The organism is Nocardia otitidiscaviarum NBRC 14405 (genome assembly GCF_000308635.1).
Classification (GTDB): domain Bacteria; phylum Actinomycetota; class Actinomycetes; order Mycobacteriales; family Mycobacteriaceae; genus Nocardia; species Nocardia otitidiscaviarum.
This window is the reverse complement of the sequence record NZ_BAGD01000084.1, coordinates 68,787-85,569: the sequence shown is the minus strand read 5'-3', so window position 1 is coordinate 85,569 and position 16,783 is coordinate 68,787. Positions and strand designations below refer to the sequence as shown.

At 71.1% G+C, this 16,783-nt stretch carries 15 protein-coding genes; 10 read left to right on the top strand and 5 right to left on the bottom strand.

What is annotated here, in order from left to right:
• On the bottom strand, positions 1-1,173 hold a 1,173-nt coding region (locus ON31_RS18745), incomplete at its 3' end, for an AAA family ATPase (protein WP_039815426.1).
• A gap of 121 nt (positions 1,174-1,294) precedes the next feature.
• On the opposite strand from ON31_RS18745, the gene ON31_RS18740 reads away from it, so the two are divergent.
• The 3 genes from ON31_RS18740 to ON31_RS18730 are packed head-to-tail and all read left to right on the top strand — an operon-like array spanning position 1,295 to position 3,906.
• Positions 1,295-2,236 carry an alpha/beta hydrolase gene (locus tag ON31_RS18740; RefSeq protein ID WP_039815376.1) on the top strand — a complete coding sequence of 314 codons (942 nt, stop codon included), beginning with the start codon at positions 1,295-1,297 and terminating at the stop codon, positions 2,234-2,236.
• Positions 2,236-3,075 carry an alpha/beta hydrolase gene (locus tag ON31_RS18735; protein ID WP_039815374.1) on the top strand — a complete coding sequence of 280 codons (840 nt, stop codon included), beginning with the start codon at positions 2,236-2,238 and terminating at the stop codon, positions 3,073-3,075. The genes ON31_RS18740 and ON31_RS18735 overlap by 1 nt, the downstream gene beginning before the upstream one ends.
• 27 nt (positions 3,076-3,102) lie before the next feature.
• On the top strand, positions 3,103-3,906 hold the full coding sequence (locus tag ON31_RS18730) for an alpha/beta fold hydrolase (protein ID WP_051037459.1): 804 nt from the start codon (positions 3,103-3,105) through the stop codon (positions 3,904-3,906).
• A 3-nt stretch (positions 3,907-3,909) separates the two neighbouring features.
• Here ON31_RS18730 and ON31_RS18725 read toward each other — a convergent pair whose 3' ends face one another.
• Complete coding sequence (locus tag ON31_RS18725; RefSeq protein ID WP_081592558.1) at positions 3,910-5,121, bottom strand: L,D-transpeptidase; 1,212 nt, start codon at positions 5,119-5,121, stop codon at positions 3,910-3,912.
• A gap of 239 nt (positions 5,122-5,360) precedes the next feature.
• On the opposite strand from ON31_RS18725, the gene ON31_RS38045 reads away from it, so the two are divergent.
• From ON31_RS38045 to ON31_RS18710, 3 genes are read left to right on the top strand one after another with little or no spacing between them, the layout of a single operon-like run.
• Positions 5,361-9,596 carry a non-ribosomal peptide synthetase gene (locus ON31_RS38045; RefSeq protein WP_051037457.1) on the top strand — a complete coding sequence of 1,412 codons (4,236 nt, stop codon included), beginning with the start codon at positions 5,361-5,363 and terminating at the stop codon, positions 9,594-9,596.
• Positions 9,593-10,291: a DUF6875 domain-containing protein gene (locus ON31_RS18715; protein WP_147287149.1), complete on the top strand. Its 699-nt coding sequence runs from the start codon at positions 9,593-9,595 to the stop codon at positions 10,289-10,291. Before ON31_RS38045 ends, ON31_RS18715 begins: the two co-directional genes overlap by 4 nt.
• Before the next feature lie 39 nt (positions 10,292-10,330).
• A complete protein-coding gene (locus tag ON31_RS18710; protein WP_029924209.1) occupies positions 10,331-11,302 on the top strand; it encodes an alpha/beta hydrolase in 972 nt (323 codons plus the stop codon).
• 13 nt (positions 11,303-11,315) lie between these two features.
• Here ON31_RS18710 and ON31_RS18705 read toward each other — a convergent pair whose 3' ends face one another.
• Positions 11,316-12,830 (bottom strand): MFS transporter, encoded by a 1,515-nt coding sequence (locus ON31_RS18705; protein ID WP_255222164.1) that lies wholly within the window; start codon positions 12,828-12,830, stop codon positions 11,316-11,318.
• A 42-nt stretch (positions 12,831-12,872) separates the two neighbouring features.
• Here ON31_RS18705 and ON31_RS18700 point away from each other — a divergent pair, with 42 nt between their 5' ends.
• Positions 12,873-13,724, top strand: a complete 852-nt coding sequence (locus ON31_RS18700) for a M23 family metallopeptidase (protein WP_081592557.1) — start codon at positions 12,873-12,875, stop codon at positions 13,722-13,724.
• Between the two features lie 32 nt (positions 13,725-13,756).
• Entirely contained in the window at positions 13,757-14,143 is a 387-nt protein-coding gene (locus ON31_RS18695; protein ID WP_051037454.1) for a tryptophan synthase subunit alpha, read from the top strand.
• A 398-nt stretch (positions 14,144-14,541) separates the two neighbouring features.
• On the opposite strand, the gene ON31_RS18690 is transcribed toward ON31_RS18695, so the two are convergent.
• A complete protein-coding gene (locus ON31_RS18690) occupies positions 14,542-15,366 on the bottom strand; it encodes a universal stress protein (protein ID WP_039815372.1) in 825 nt (274 codons plus the stop codon).
• A gap of 56 nt (positions 15,367-15,422) precedes the next feature.
• Between ON31_RS18690 and ON31_RS37590 the strand changes: the two genes are divergently transcribed.
• Both ON31_RS37590 and ON31_RS18685 read left to right on the top strand, forming a co-directional pair.
• The gene (locus ON31_RS37590; protein ID WP_172544802.1) at positions 15,423-15,575 is read left to right on the top strand and encodes a hypothetical protein; all 153 of its coding nucleotides are present in this window, start codon (positions 15,423-15,425) and stop codon (positions 15,573-15,575) included.
• 2 nt (positions 15,576-15,577) lie between these two features.
• A complete protein-coding gene (locus ON31_RS18685; RefSeq protein WP_039815371.1) occupies positions 15,578-15,949 on the top strand; it encodes a hypothetical protein in 372 nt (123 codons plus the stop codon).
• Between the two features lie 97 nt (positions 15,950-16,046).
• On the opposite strand, the gene ON31_RS18680 is transcribed toward ON31_RS18685, so the two are convergent.
• The gene (locus ON31_RS18680) at positions 16,047-16,757 is read right to left on the bottom strand and encodes a DUF4389 domain-containing protein (RefSeq protein ID WP_081592556.1); all 711 of its coding nucleotides are present in this window, start codon (positions 16,755-16,757) and stop codon (positions 16,047-16,049) included.
• Positions 16,758-16,783: the final 26 nt, after the last annotated feature.

Sequence of the window (16,783 nt, the reverse complement as noted above, 5' to 3'; positions counted from 1 at the left end):
CGCCAGATGGCCGCCGCGTTCGCGCGCCCCGGCCGCGGCCGATTCCAGTGCGGCGGCAACGGTTTCATCGGGCGCGGGGGCCGCCGCGGCTCGGTGCCAGGCATGCCGGGCGGCATCGCGGGACGGGTCGGTGGCGGCGGCCAATGCGGCGTGGGCCGCGCGCCGCCGATCCGCCGCCGCGCCGTTGTAGACGGCAGAACGAATCAGTGGATGCCGGAAAACCGGTAGGGCCGTGCCTGTGTCGGCGATGATCAGCTCCGCGCGCTGCGCGTGGTGCAGGGCGGTGTCGATGGCGACCGGATCCGCCCCGGTCAGCGTGCGCGTCGCACGGCGGAAGGCGGTGCGATCACCGGCGTCGGCCGCGAGCACCAGCAGCAGGTCTTGGCCCGTGGCATCGAGTCGTCGAACCAACTGGAGGAAACGCGTTTCCAGTCGCCGATCCAACGGCAGATGGTCACCCAGGCCGGGCTCCACCGGGGTGCCCCCGCCCAGACCGCGCGCCAATTCCAGGATAGCCAAGGGGTTTCCAGCGGTTTCCCGGAGCAGGCGAGCGGTGATCACCCCGTCCACCGCGGTGCGCAGTTCGGCATCCAGGAGTTCGGCCGCGTCGCTGTGGGCCAGACCGTCGAGTCGCAGGGTGGGCAGGCCGGCCAGTGCGGCCTCACCCGTGGTGTGCTCGCGCACACCGAACAACAGCACCACGCCCTCCGCATCGAGCCGCCGGGCCACGAATCCCAAGACCCGCAAGGATTCTCGATCCAACCAGTGGGCGTCATCGCAGACCGCCAGCAACGGTCGAGTGGCGGCGGCGTCGGCGAGCAGGGACAGCGCGGCCAGCCCCACCAGGAACAGATCCGGCGGTGCGGCGGCGGTCAACATGCCGAAGGCGGTCTCCAGCGCGTCGGGCTGCGGTCCGGGCAGCCGTCCGCGCTCGCCGAGGAACGGCAGCAGCAGGCGGTGCAGTCCCGCGAAGCCCATATCCTGTTCGGCCTCGACCCCGGCCACCCGGGTGACGCGCACCGTGGTCGCGATGGTGACGGCGTGCTCGAGCAGCGCTGTCTTGCCGATACCGGCCGGGCCCTCCAGCACCAGCACACCGCTGAGCCCGGATTCGGCGCGGCTCAGCAACCCCTCCAGCTCACCGAGCTCGGCCTTCCGGCCACGCAGCACCATGGTCACAACATAGCTGCGGGTGCCGGGGGCCGCTCACGACTAGGGTCCGCCAAGGATTCGAACGCGGTCGCGGCGGCGGATCGTGGAGTGCGCAGGAGCACTACGAGTCCGGAGGACAACCGTGAGCAAGCCCGTATTGGAACCGGCGGCGCAGGCATTCGTCGAGGCCACCGCCAACCCGCCGTATCTGTTCGACCTGGGGCCGATCGAGGGCCGCAAGACCGTGGACGAGGTGCAGTCACCCCAGGTGCCGGTGCCCGGCACCGAGCGGGAGGTGGTCACCGCGCCGGATCTGACCATCTTCCGGCCCACGGACGTGCCCGGCCCGCTGCCGGTGATCCTCTACATCCACGGGGCCGGTTGGGTTTTCGGCAACGACCACACCCACGACCGGCTCGCGCGCGAGCTGGCGAAGGGGGTCGGCGCGGCGGTGGTGTTCGTGAACTACAGCCGCTCGCCGGAGGCCCGCTACCCGATCGCCGTGCACGAGAACTTCGACGCGCTGCGCTGGGTCGTCGAGCACGGCGCCGAGCGCGGCCTCGACACCGGCCGCATCGCCGTCGCGGGTGATTCGGTGGGCGGCAATATGAGTGCCGCCCTGACCCTGATGGTCAAGGAGCGTGGCGGACCCGAGCTGGCCGCGCAGGTGCTGTTCTACCCGGTGACCGACGCCTCCTTCGACACCGGCTCCTACCGGCAGTTCGCCACCGGCTACTTCCTGCGCCGCGATGCCATGGAGTGGTTCTGGGACCAGTACCTCGCCGATCCGGCGCAGCGCTCGGAGATCACCGCCTCCCCGTTGCGCGCCACCCGTGAACAGCTGGCCGGGCTGCCGCCCGCGTTGGTCATCACCGCCGAGGCCGATGTATTGCGCGATGAGGGCGAGGCATACGCCGACAAGCTGCGCGAGGCGGGCGTACCCGTCACCGCGGTGCGCTACGGCGGCATCATCCACGACTTCGTCATGCTCAACGCCCTGCGCGACACCCATGCCGCCGTGGCCGCCATCGGTCAGGCCATCGCCTTCCTGCATGCCGCGTTGCGCGGAGAGGACGCCGAATAATGTTCAGCGAGCACGATATCCAGCAGCTGCAGCGGGCCGACGCGACCGGACGCGTACCGGCGGTGTTCGTGCACGGGCTGTGGCTGTTGCCGTCGAGCTGGGACCGGTGGGCCGAGGTGTTCCGCGCCGCCGGGTACGCGCCGGTGCTGCCGGGCTGGCCCGACGATCCCGAGACCGTGGCGGAGGCCAACGCGCATCCGGAGACCTTCGCGGGCAAGACCGTCGGGCACGTCGCCGACCACCTCGCCGCCCTGATCGGGGAGCTGCGGCGCACCCCGGTGGTGATCGGACATTCCTTCGGCGGCCTGCTGGCCCAGATACTCGCGGGGCGCGGGCTGTCGGCGGCGACGGTGGCCATCGACCCCGCGCCGTTCCAAGGCGTGCTGCCGCTGCCGATCTCGTCGCTGCGCGCCGCCGCGCCGGTGCTGACCAATCCGGCCAACCGGCATCGTGCGGTGCCGCTGACCTTCGACCAGTTCCGGTACTCCTTCGCCAATGCCGTCGACGAGATGGAGGCGAAGCAGTTGTACGAGACCTTCGCCGTACCCGCCCCGGGCGCACCGCTGTTCCAGGCGGCCGCCGCCAACCTCAATCCGTGGACCGAGGCCAAGGTCGACAGCACCGGCCCCGAACGCGGTCCGCTGCTGCTGATCTCGGGGGAGAAGGACAATACGGTGCCGTGGGCGATCACGCACGCGGCCTACAAACGGCAGGTGCGCAATGCGCACGCCGTCACCGAGATCGTGGAGATACCCGGCCGCGGCCATTCGCTCACCATCGACGCCGGATGGCGCGAAGTCTGCGATACCGCACTGCGTTTCGTGCAGCGCTTCGTCTGAATCCGCTTCGTCCGAATCGAGGAGATCATGAGAAAGCCGACCCGTTCCTCGCGCGCACCGCTGCTCGCCCTCGCTCTCGCCCTCGCGCCGGTGGCGGCCGCCGGACCCGCTACCGCCGCACCCGCGCCGACCTTCGTGCTGGTGCACGGGGCGTTCGCCGACACCACCAGTTGGGACGCCGTCGCCGCGGAACTGCGGGCGGACGGCCATCGCGTGGTGGTGCCGGACAATCCGCTGCGCGGACCGGCCCACGATGCCGCCGCGATCCAGCGGACCCTGGACACCATCGACGGGCCCGTGGTGCTGGTCGGGCATTCCTACGGTGGCTCGGTCATCACCCAGATCCACGATGCCGAGGTGACCGCGCTGGTCTACATCGCGGCCTTCGCCCCGGCGTCGGGCGAGGTCAACCAGCTCGCCCTGGACCCGATCCGGTTCCCCGGCAGCCGGCTGCTGCCGCCGGTGCTCCAGGTGGGGGTGGTCGACGACGGAAACGGCGTGGCCGGGAAGAACATCGACGCCACCATAGCGGCCGACAGCTTCCACGAGGTGTTCGCCCAGGACGTGGACCCGGCCACGGCGGCGCGGATGCTCGCGCACCAGCGGTCGTTGGCCGTCGCGGCGAATCTGGAACCCTCCGGCACGCCCGCTTGGTCGAGCACCCCGACCCGATACCTGATCTCGACCGCGGATCGGGCGATTCCACCCGCCTCCCAACGCTTCATGGCCGACCGCATGGGTGCGCACGCCGCCGAGATCGACGCCTCGCACGCGGCCCTGGTGTCCAGGCCGCGCGAGGTCGCCGCGTTCGTGGCCGCGGCGGCGGGGTAGCGTTCAGGCGCTCGCGCCGCCACGCAGCCAGTGCGGCCACGGGATGGTCCAGTCGCCGCCCTGCCAGATGTCGAGGGGGTCGCCGCCGGTGTTGCGGACCTCCACGACATCGCCGGGGACGACGAAGTCGTAGAACCAGGCGGCGTCGGCGGGAGAGAGGTTCAGACAGCCGTGGGAGACATTGGTATTGCCCTGTGCCCACATGCTGTCGGCGAGGGCGTGGACGAAGATGCCGTCGTGGCTGATGCGGACCGCGTGGTCGATGGTCGAGCGGTAGCCGAGGCGGGAGTTGACGGGCAGGCCGTAGCTGGAGGAGTCCATGGTCACCGGGTGGTGGCGGTCCAGCACGGTATAGGTGCCGGGGCGGGTCCAGAAGGACAGCACGGTACCGCCGACCACCGCGGTGCCACCCATGCCCATGGAGGTCGGCATGGTGCGCACCAGGGCGCCGTTGTCGAAGACCTCGATCTGTTTGGTGACATCGTCGGCGATGGCGACGTGGGCGGGACCGATGTGCACCGACACTCGCTGATCGCGCAGGCCGTACGCGCCGTCGCCGAGCGGCGCGCCGAAGAGGTCGGCGGCGACGGTGATCCGGGTGCCGGGCGCGTGGTAGTGCTCGGGCCGCCAGTGCGCGTTGCGGTCGTCGAGCCAGTACCAGGCGCCGGTGACGGCCGGTTCGGTGATCACGCGCAGGTGGCGTTCGGCGGCCGCGCGGTCCACGGGCTCGTCGAAACGGGCGGCGAGGACGAAACCGACACCGTAGACGTCGTTCTCGGCGAGCTCGACCAGATTTCCGGAGCGCAGCGAGACGTCCACCAGTCGATCGGGCACCACCGTGGCGCAGGTCGCGGTGGCGGTGACCGCGCCGGTGGCGCCGTCTGCCACCGCCCGCACGGTGTAGATGTGGCCGTAGCCGAGCGGTTCCGTGCTCGTCCAGGAACGGTTGTCGGGTGCCGGTGCGCCCGGCAGCGGGCGGCCCGTCTCGTCGATCCACTCCACCGAGCGCACGGTGCCGTCGGTGACCGTGACCCGGCCGGGGGAGCGGGCGTCGACATCGCGGGCATCCGGTGGCGGATCGAAGCCGATGGCGGCGGGCACCGGCGGCGGTGCCGGTTCCGGCGGTCGGGCACACCCCGCGAGGGCGAGCCCGCCCGCACCGGCCAGCCCGACCAGCAGCTCACGCCGTCGCACTCCCACCGCGCACCTCCCCATCGTCGGGTCCGTCTCCGCGCCAGCATCGAGCACGGCGCGCCCGCAGACGCGCCGACGTGCGGTGACTCCACCGTTCCGTCGCGCAACCGACACCGTTCCTCGACCGCCAGGTCACCTGACCCACGCGACTCCACCCGAACCGGAGCGGCACGGCGGTTCCTCCCCGGTCGCGGCCGGTCCATGCCGTAGGTTGCCAGCGGGACGGTTCGAACACTGCTGCTCGGGGGTGAGGAGGCACGTTGGCGCGAGCCGATGGAGATGTGGAGCTGCCACGGTCCGCCGCGGCGACACCCCGGGTCGCGCCGCCCGACCTGCCGCTGTCGGTGGCCCAATTGCGGTGGTGGGTGGCACAGCAGCTGTACCCGGAGGTGCCCAATACCGTCGCCATGTACCTGGAGCTGCGCGGACCGCTGCGCGAACAGCGGCTGCGCGAGTGCGCGGCGCGGGCGGCGTGGGAGTTGCAGTCCCCGCACGTGCGGTTCCGGATCGTGGACGGCCATCCCCGGCAGTTCCTGGATCCGGACGCCTTCGCGCCGATGGGCTACGCGGACCTCACCGCAGACGCCGACCCGGTCGCGGTCGCCCGGGAGCGGATGGAGCGCGACCACACCGCGCCGCTGAATCTGCAGACCGATGCGCTGACCGTCGCCACGCTGCTGCGGGTGCAGCCCGATACGCATCTGCTGTATCTGCGCAGCCATCACATCGTGCTGGACGGTATCGGCGCGGCGGTGCTGCTGCGCCGGACGGTCGAGCTGTACGCCGCCGCCGACGATGCCGAGGACGTGTCCGCGCCGTCGGCGCATACACCGCACGGCCCGCTGACCATCGCCGAGCTACTGGAAGCGGAGCGGTCCTACGCGGATTCCCCCCGCGCCCGCGCCGACCGGGAATACTGGTCCGAACAGGTGGCGGGCCTGGGCGAACCGGTGCGGCTGGCGGGCCGCGCGGCCACCCGGCCGCGACCGCCGCACCGGGTGGCGGCCACGCTGCCACCGTCCACGGCGGATCGGCTCACCGTCTTCCGGGAGGGCGGTTACACCTTCCCCGAACTCGCCATCGCGGCCTTCGCCTGCTACCTGGCCGCCATGACCGGGTCGGACCAGGTGCTGCTCTCGCTGCCGGTGGCAGCGCGGCCGACCGCGGCGCTGCGCCGGTCGGCCGGATCGGTATCCAATGTGGTTCCGCTGCGAATCGGCGACTTCCGCGACGCCACCGTGGCGGAGGCGGTCGAGCGGGTGCGGGCGCGACTGGTGGGGGCGCTGCGGCATCAGCGCTACCGCTACGAGGACATCCAGCGCGACCGCGGCGAGAACCACACCGTACGAGGCGGTTTCGGCCCCGTGGTGAACATGCTCGGCGCCACCGAACCCCTGCGCATGGGCGCGCTCACCGCGCACGTGCACCTGCTGGCGCTCGGACCGGTGGAGGACCTGCTGGTCAACGGCTACCAGCTCGGCCCCGACGATCGCTCCATCACCGTTGGCATGCAGGGTAATCCGGAGCTGTACTCCGCCGACGCCCTGGCCGCGCACCATCGGGAATTCCTGGAGTATCTCGACCGCTTCCTCACCGACCCGGGACGGCCGGTGCGGAGCCTGGATCCGGAGCCCGTGCTCCCGACGCCGGAGGCGATTCGCGCCGATCGTCTGCTTCCGGATCTCCTGCGCGCCGGTCTGATCGATGACGATGCGGGAGGGGACGCGGTTCCCGGCGCAGCCGCGGCGGGGGATGCTCGGGGTGCCGAGGACGTGCGCGACTCCGTCGGGAGCGGCGCGGGCGAGCGCGGTCCAGCCGGGGGCGGAGGGGATGGGCAGGGCCTCGTGGGCGGCGCGGTGGCGCGCGGTCCGGTCGGAGGTGACCGGGATGCGCGTGGTTTCCTCGGTGCTGACGGAGCGGCGTGCGTCCCTGTCGACGGTGCTGGGGAGATGCCGGGCCGCGCCGGTGCTGAGGCGGCCCACCGGGCTGTGTGTCTGTGGTCTGATCCGGTCGCGGTCGAGGACGGTGACCGTGCGTGGACGTATCGCGAGTTGGATCGGTTGTCGTCGCGGTGGGCGCGGGAACTCATCGAATCCGGCGCGGGGCCGGGCACTGTCGTCGTGGTGGCGATTCCGCGATCGGCCGAGTCGGTGCTCGCCCTGTGGGCGGTGGCGAAGACCGGAGCGGCGTTCGCACCCGTCGACCCGAACGATCCGGTGCGGCGGCTGGCGACCGTAGTGGCGGATTCCGGTGCGCGCCAAGGGCTGACGGTGGCATCCGCGCGCGATGTGTTGCCGTCGGGACCGGATTGGCTGGCTCTCGACGATTCGGATACGGTCGCGCGGGTGCGGCGGCGATCGGGCGCGCCCGTCACCGACGCCGACCGGATCCGGCCGCTGCGCCGGGATCATCCGGCGTACCTCATCTACACCTCGGGCACCACCGGCACTCCGAAAGGGGTGGTCGTCACCCACCGCGGGCTCGGTCCACTCACCGACCACATTGTCGAACACTATGGGGTGGAGCGGGATTCGCGCGTCCTGCATGCGCATGCCCCGTCGTTCGACGCGCATCTGCTGGAGTTGCTGGCCGCCTTCGCCGCCGGTGCCCGGCTGGTGATCGAACCGCCCGCCGTGGTGGCCGGGCCCGATCTGGCCGCACTGTTGCACCGGGCCGCCATCACCCACTTCCTCACCACCCCGGCGGTTTTGGCGACCATCACTCCGGAACAGGTTCCGCTACTGCGGGTGGCGGTGGTGGGCGGTGAAGCCTGCCCGGCCGAGCTGGTGCGGCGCTGGGGTCCGGCGCTGCGACTGTTCAACGGCTACGGCCCCACCGAAACCACGGTCATGGCAACCCAATCGGGGGCGCTCACCGCCGACGGTCCGGTGCCGATCGGGCCGCCGCTGCCGGGAGTGCGGGCACTGATTCTCGACCAGCGGGTGCGTCCGGCACCGCCGTGCGGGCACGGTGAGCTGTACCTGGGCGGACCCGGCGTGGCGCAGGGGTATCTCGGCCGTCCGGGAGCGACGTCCGAGCGTTTCGTCGCCGATCCGTTCGGCGACGGGGACCGCGTCTACCGCACCGGCGACCTGGTGCGGGTGACGGCCGACGGTGCGCTCGAATTCCTCGGTCGCGCCGACGATCAGCTGAGTGTGCGCGGCCGCCGCGCGGAACCGGCGGAGGTGGCGGCCGCGCTCACCGCCCTGCCCGACATCGCGCAGGCGGCGGTCACCGCGCACGACGGGCCGGGCGGTATCCGGCTGATCGGCTATATCGTGGCCGCCCCCGGACTCCGGCTCGACCACGCCGACATTCTCGGGCGGCTGCGCGAACTGCTGCCCGCCGCACTGATTCCCGCGCAACTGGTCGAGCTCGACGAGCTGCCGGTGACCGCGCACGGCAAGGTGGACCGCTCCGCGCTGCCCCCACCGCCGACGCCGCAGCGGCCCTATCGCACACCGGAATCGGAGTCCCAGCGACTCGTCGCCGAACGGTTCGCGGCGATCACCGGAGCCGAGCGCGTCGGTCTCGACGACGACTTCTTCGAGCTGGGCGGCGATTCCCTGCTGGGCGTGGCACTCTCGGCCGATCTGGCCGCCGCCACCGGTCTGCCGGTCACCGTGCGCTGGCTCTACACCGCCCCGACCGTACGGGAACTGGCCGCCCGCCTGGACGAGCACGAGGGCGGCACCGCCACCGACGACGCGCTCGGCGCGGTGCTCACCCTGCGTCGCGGCGGCACCCGGCCGCCGCTGTTCTGCGTGCATTCCGCGGTCCCGCTGGCCTGGTGCTATTCCGGCCTGGCCCGGCAGCTTCCCGACCGCCCCGTCTACGGGTTGCAGGCGCTGACCCTGTCGGGTGAACCGCGCGCCGGAGCGACCGTCGACGAACTGGCCGACGGGTATGCGGCCGAGATCGTGCGGGTGTCGCCGGACGGCCCCTATCACCTGCTGGGCTGGTCGCTGGGTGGGCAGATCGCGCACGCGGTCGCCGTGCGGCTGCGGGCGCGCGGGGCGGACGTCGCCACCCTCGCCATGCTCGACAGCATCGACTTCCCCGACGACATGCCGCCACCGCCGGTGCCGCGCATGCGCGATCTGCTCACCCATCTGCTCGGCGACGAACCCGAGGACGCCGACGAACTCCCCGATCTCACCGCCGCCGAAGCGGCTGCCGAATTAGCCTCCGCCGCTGCTTCTTTCGGCACCGGCCTGACCGCCGATCAGCTGACCCGCCTGCATCGCGGCTATGTCGACGGCGTCCGCCTGTCGCATGGCTACCGTCCCGGTGTCTTCGACGGCGACCTGCTGTACTTCTCGGCGACCCGCGGGATGACCGCCGGACTCGACGCGCGGATGTGGCGTCTGCACGTCACCGGCGCGCTCGTCGAACACCCCGTGGACGCCACCCACGCGCAACTGTGCAATGCCGACGTCGTCGCGGCCATCGGTCCGATACTGGCCGCTCACCTCGACGGTGCGGACTCCCGATGAGGAGCGGGCCACGCTCGGGCGTGCACTGGTGGAATGTGTACGCCGATCCCGAGGCCTGGGAGCGGCAGGGTCCGGCCGCCGCCGCGCTGGTCGGCTGGATGGCCGATCATCTGACCCAGCCGCATCCCGAACTGGGTCGTCCCGGACCGGTGTGCCCCTTCGTGCGGCACAGTGCCGATCGGCAGGTGGTGTGGGCCGGTTGCGCATCCGGCGGGGACGGGCTGACCGAGGAGCGGATGCACCGTGTGCTCGACGACGCCTTCGAGGTGTATCGTGCGCTGCGACAGGAGAACCCGTCCGAGACGGCGCGTTCGACCCTCATCACGCTCTTTCCGGACCTGACCCGCCACGACCTGATCGACGCCGTGCACGCGGCGCGCAAGACCGAGATCGTCGGGCAGGGGCTGATGCTGGGACAGTTCTATCCCGGCTGCCCCGTACCGGGACTGTGGAATCGAGACTTCCATCCACTCGACGCCCCGGTGCCCATGCTGGTGCTGCGTCCGATGATGAGCACCGACTTTCCCTTCCTGGTGGCCCGAACCGACTGGCTCTACGCGTACTTCACCCGATTTGCCCCGGATCTGCCGCGCACACTGCGGTGGGCGGTCGCTGAGCGAATGCTGGTGTCCGGCCAGGCGGCGGGCGATATCACCGATCTGCGCGTGCATTCGGCCGACGAACATGCCCGTTGATCACACACAATCGGTCTCGAACAAGGGATACTCCCAGTCATGCACCGGCTCACGCGCTGTCTGGTTGTCCTGTTCGCCGTATTCGCTGTGCTATTGCCGATACCCGCTACCGCGGATCCCGGATCCGTGATCGTCGAGGTGCGTCCCCTCGGCGGGCGGCAATTCGAAGTCGTCGTCTATTCGGCCGCCATGAATCGGACCATTCCGGTATGGGTATCGCATCCGGGGCATCCCGCGCCCGCGCTGTATCTGCTCAATGCCGTCGACGGCGGCGAAACGGGCGGTCCGTGGACCAATCGCACCGATGTCGCGCAGTTCTTCGCCGACAAACCGGTCAATGTGATTCAGCCGATCGGCGGACACGCCTCCTACTATTCGGACTGGGTCGCCGACGACCCGGTCCTGGGCCGCAACAAGTGGTCCACCTTCCTCATCGACGAACTGCCGCCGCTGCTGGAGAACCACTTCGACATGACCGGCCGCAATGCCGTCGCGGGCACCTCCATGTCGGCGACCTCGGCGCTGAACCTGGCCATCGAGGCCCCGGGCCGGTATCAGGCCGTGGGTTCCTACAGCGGATGCCCGCGCACCAGTGACCCGCTGGCCCGCGCGTACGTGCACTCGCAGCTGCGGCTGTTCGGCGCGAACGCCGACAATATGTGGGGTGGCGGCGACCATCCGGCCTGGGCGGCGCACGATCCGGTGGTCAATGCCGAGCGGTTGCGCGGTGTGGCGCTCTACATCTCGTCGGGTAACGGTGGGGCCGGGGTGCACGACACTCTGACCGATCCGTCCATCGGCGGCGACGCCGGTCGCCTCGCGGACCGGCTGCTGGTCGGCGGCGGCATGGAATCGGTGGTGCGCAGCTGCACCAACTCCCTGACCGATCGCCTGGCCGCCCTGGGCATTCCGGCCACCGTGGTGCGCCGCAACGGCACCCACGCCTGGCCGTACTGGCAGGACGATCTGCACGATTCCTGGCCGCTGTTCGCCGCGGCGCTCGGCGTGTAGCGGGCGTGGCGGCCTAGCGTCGGTCCGGAGGTTCGGGCAGCGCGAGGGTCGCCACCCCCGTGGCCACCGCCACCACCGCGATGGCGGTGAACATGGCGACACTGCCCGACAGCGTGTGCGCGCGGAAGAACACCGCGCTCAGCAGCGCGAGCCCGAGCGCATTGCCGATCTGCTCGATGGTCGGCAGCAGACCCGAGGCCGAATCCAGCTGCCGCTGCGCCAGCCGGGACAGCATGACCGGTTGCAGCGGTACACAGAACACGCCGATGCTCGAGCCCGCCAGGAAGACCGGGCCGATCACCAGCGGGACGGAGACCGCCCCGGCGGTCAGCCACAGGTAGACCGCACCGACCGCCACGCACACCCCGAAGCCGATGATCCCCGCCGCCAGCACCCGGACTCCCCAGCGCCGCACCAGCATCGGCGAGGCCAGCGCGCCCGCGCAGGCGCCCACCGCGAACGGCGTCATCAGCACCCCGGTGCGCCACGGCGTGAACCGCAGCACCTCCTGCAGCGTGATCGACACCGCGAAGACGAAGGCCGTGAACAGGCCGAAGAACACGGTCACCAGTACGGAACCCAGGCGGAAGCCGCGATCGGCGAACAGGTCGAAGCGCACCAGCGGATTCCCGCGTGCGGCCGCCCGCCGCTGCTGTACGAGGAAGGCGGCCACACCGCCCACGGCCCCCGCGATCAGCGCCAGCGGCGCCGGCCGCCACCCGTGCTGCTGGATATCGGTGAGCGCCCAGAGCAATGCGAACAGGCTCGCGGTGGACAGCGCCGCCCCGCCCGGGTCGAGCCGTTCGCGCCGCGGTGCGCGGCCCAGCCGCAGATAGCGCAGCGCCAGCGCGAAGGTGACGAGCCCAAGCGGCAGGTTGATCAGGAAGATGGCATGCCAGCCCAGTCCGAACGGATCGGCGGTGACCAGCGCCCCGCCCAGTATCGGCCCGAGCATTCCGGCGAATCCGGCCACCGCGCCGTATACGGCGAAGACCTGCGGAAGCCGGGCCCGCGGGAAGCTGGCGGTGGCGATGGCGATGGTCTGGGCCGCCATCCCGGCCGCGGCGATGCCCTGCACCACCCGGGCCGCGACGAGTTCGGCCGCGCTGCCCGAGATTCCGCACCACACCGAGGCCGCCGTGAACGCCGCCGTGGCGGCGAGGAACAGCCTGCGCCGTCCCAACAGCTCACCCAGTCGCGCGGCGGTGAGCAGGGTGCATGCGAAGGCCAGCGCGTACCCCGACACCACCAGCAGCTGCGCCCGCGGTGAGGCCGACAGGTCCGCGGTGATGCTGGGCAGGGCGGTGGTGACGATGGTGCCGTCGACCATCTGCATGAACACCGCGATCAGGCAGCCGGTGAAGGCCAGCCACGCTGCGGTGTCGCCGTCAGCCCGCTCGCCGATGGCGAATTTCTGGTAACCCCGCGGAGTGTCGATGTGGTCAGCATAGTGGCAGCCAGGGCTGTTATCCGTACGCCGTAGTCGAATTGCGGTCAGGTAGCTGTTATTCGTGGTCCCGGGCTTCACAGGTTCGGGTGGTAGGGTCTCGCACCCGAATCAAGGTCAGGCGTGACCGGTGGCGGGAAGGGGCGGGGGCGCTGCGGTAACGCCTACGTGGAGCGGGTCGGGCAGGAGGGTTCGGTTTTGTTGCGGGACAGCGCTTTCAGGGATTCCCAGGACCATGCCCGAACGCCGCGGCGGCCGGGCCGACATCGCAAACCCTCGCCCATCGGCGCGCTGAAGGGCCGGGCCGTGGTGGTGGCGGTGGCGCTCGGCGCGGCGGTCGCGGCCGCGCAGGCCGGTATGCAGGAGGCCGCCGCCCGCGAACGCCTCGACACCGGCGTGCACGCCCAGGAGATCGCCGGACTGCCGCCCGCCCAGCACACCGGCACCGATGCGCACTTCCCCGAAGTCCTGAACGACCCTCCGGTGGAAGACCTCTCGCAATTCCAGGCGATCCTGGAGCACGGGCGGCACTTCGCCGCCGACGCCGAAGCGCGGGCCACGGCGGGTCTGCGGCCGCTGTTCGTGAAATTCGCCGACGGCGTGTTCACCTCGGGCTTCGGGATGCGCTGGGGCGCACAGCACCTGGGCGTGGATGTGGCCGCGCCGATCGGAACGCCCATCTACGCCGTCGAGGACGGGGTGGTGATCAGCGCCGGACCCGCCTCCGGTTTCGGCATGTGGGTGCGCCTGCTGCACGACGACGGCACCATCACCGTCTACGGCCACGTCGATACGACCACCGTATCGGTAGGGCAGCCGGTGCTGGCCGGTGACCAGATCGCCACGGTCGGCAACCGCGGCTTCTCCACCGGACCGCACTGCCATTTCGAGGTGTGGCTCAACGGCTCCGACAAGGTGGACCCCCTGCCGTGGCTGGCCAGTCGCGGCATCTCCCTCGGACCCGAGCGCGACTGAGCCGCGTACCGGGCCGGTCCCGGCCGAGGAACATGCGGATATGGACAGCGGAGGCGCTGGTCGCCACCGTCTTCATGGTCGCACCCAACACCACCACCGAGCGGTTGCGTGAGATCACGGCCGTGGGAACGGGTTTCGTCTACGCCGCCGGGCTCATGGGCGTCACCGGCTCCGGCGGATCCCTCGGCGACACCGCCGCCGACCTGGTGCGCCGGATCAGAACCATCACCGATCTGCCCGTCTGCGTCGGCATCGGCATTACGAACGCCGCGCGTGCCGCCGCGGTCGCGTCCTACGCCGACGGTGTGGTCGTCGGAGCCGCCCTGGTGCGCGCCGCCCTCGACGCGCCCGACGCGAGCGCCGGACGCGCGGTGGTCCGGGAGCTCGTGCGCGAACTCGCGGAGGGTGTGCGCGGTTGACCCACAGGACGTGCGTCCACCACCGGCCGGGCGGGGATGCGGCGGGCCGAGAAGCATGCGGCGGAGGCGTCGGTAAAGCGACGCGGTGGCGGCGGCCAACCGAGCGACGTGTGGGTGTGGTGGCGGTTGAGCGGTGTGTGGGTGTGGTGGCGATGCGGGCGACGTGTGGGTGTGGTGGCGATCGAACGACGCGCGGGTGTGTACTTGCGGCGCGCGGGGGAGGCGGCCAGGGCCGGGCGCAGGCGCGAGATGAGGATGAACGGGGCACCGAGTTGCACAGCTGCACCTCGAGCAGTTCGGTGGCGTCGACCTCGCGAGGCGAGCGGCTTGTGGCGGCGGGGCGAGCGTGTGGGCGCGGTGGCGTGCCTCGCGACGAGTGCGGTCGGGAAACGATGCGGTCAGCGGCAGAGCAGTACCGGGCAGGCGGAGTGGTGCAGGAGGTCGCGGCTGGTCGATCCGAACAGGGCGGCGGCGGTGGTGGAGCGGGCTCGGGTACCGAGGACCAGGAGTTGGGCGTTGTGGCTCAGTTCGGTGAGGGCGGGGCCGGGGACGGCGGGCAGGGCCAGTTCGGTGACCGGCACCTCGGGGTGGGTAAGGCGGGGTGCGGCCAGCGCCTGGGTCAGGACGGCGCGTTCGGCGGGGGCACGATCGGGGGCGGCCCCGAGTGGTGCGATGCGCTCGGGCGGCCAGTAGTGGACGGCGGTGAGCGGTACATGGAAGGCGGCGGCCAGGTCGAAGCCCAGTGCGACGGCGGCGGCGCTGAGCGCGGTACCGTCCACGCCCAGCGCGACCGGTTTGTTCCGTGGGATGGGGCGACCGGCGACGCCGCGCCAGATCGCGACGGGGCAGTGCGCGTGCCGGGCCACCGCCATCGTGGTCGAGCCGACCACATGGTCGTCCCAGGCGGTTTGCGCGCCCACCACCAGCATTCGTGCACCGCGACTGCGGTCGACCAGGACCCGGTGCGCGGTCTCCGCGCTGACCTCGGTGGTGATCGGCAGATCCGGATCGCAGCGGCGGACCAGGCGCAGCGCGTACTCGGCGGCGCCGCGTGCCTGCTCGGCACCGTTCGGGGATCCGTGTCGATGCGGACCCGCGGCGGCGATCACGAGCGGTGCGTCCAGCGCCTCGGCGAGGTAGGCCGCCCACCGCGCGGCATTGAGTGCGGTGCCGGAGCCGTCGACACCGACGACGATGCTTCCGGACTCACCATGGGTATCCATCGGGCCTCGATTCCCGCTCGACCGGTTTGGGCGAACGCTGGTGCGGCACTACCAGGATGACCGTTGGGCTGCGGTCCGGCGTGATGCGTGAGACCTCGAAACAGGTGACCTTCGTCGATGCGGCAGGGACCGGATTCCACTGCCGCGCGGTGTCGGCGGCGGCGCACACTCACCGCATCACGACCGCGATCGACGGTTGGGAGGAGTGAGGATGATTGTCACAGGCATCGCACTGGTCGCCGTCAGCGCACTCGTGGTGGCGTTCGGGTGGTGGAAATGGGTGGAACCCCGGTGGAGACGGTACTCGGGTGCCGATGATCGCCGCTCCACGACGCGAATCGCCCGCTCTCCGTTCTCCGACAATTCTTCGACGCTGGAGCAGGTCATGGAAATTCCCCCGGAACTCACCGCCGACTGGGCCGATCGCGGGCAGGTCTGGCCCGCCCTCAAGGTCGAGAACGCCCTCCTCGCCGAGCGTTTGGCCGGTCGCCTCGGCGCGGCGGACTACCGCCGCCGCCTCGCCGAACTGGCCTGGCGCTGCGAACCCGCCTCCGACGAACCCGCCTCCGACGACCGTCGCTAGCTCTCGCGGCGGATGTCCCGGTCACCGATGAGGCGACCGGGACATCCGCCTGCCGTCGCGCCCGCAGGCCCGCCGGTCGTGTTCCGCGACAATCCCACTACGTGGTTTCGCGCGCGCCTTGGTCGAGGCGGAACGGGGGATACTCGTCGCGCATGAGCGCCGCGTACGCCAGCACACGGTAGAACCAGCGGTTCACGCCCATGATGAAGTCGAACAGGCCGCGCGGGTAGCGGGCGGTGAACAGCAGGGCGATGGCGGCGATCAGGACGAGGACGCCGATGAGGGGGATGACGGTGGTGCCGTTGCCGTTCTCGGCGGCGGTGTCGCCCAGCGTGACGCCGCCGCCGTACAGGGCGGCGATCACCAGGTAGTGAGGGATGGCGAGCAGCCACCACTTCACCAGAACCAGTCCGCGAGAAAGGTTTTCGGGGTACTCGACCTCGAGTTCGGCCGGATAGCCGGTGGGGCGCAGGGTGAACGGGGGATAGCGGTCGGTACCGAGGGCGGCATAGGTGTAGAACTGGACGCGCCAGGACCAGCGCATGACGCCGACCGTGAAGTCGAACAGCGGGCGCGGGTAGCGGCCGGTGAACAGGATGGCGAACCCTGCCACCACGGTGACCAGCCAGAACGCGATCCACAGGAACAGCAGAACGATGTAGTGCGGAATGGCCAGCAGCCATTTCACCAGCCACAGCCACCGGGAGAGCGGTTCGTCGAGGTCGCCGCGTAGGTGCACGGGGTAGGTGGACGCACCGTCCGGCGGCGCGGCCGTGGGGCGATCCGGCACGGTCTGTTCGGGATTCATCGGGACTTCTCCTTCGTCGATGGCGG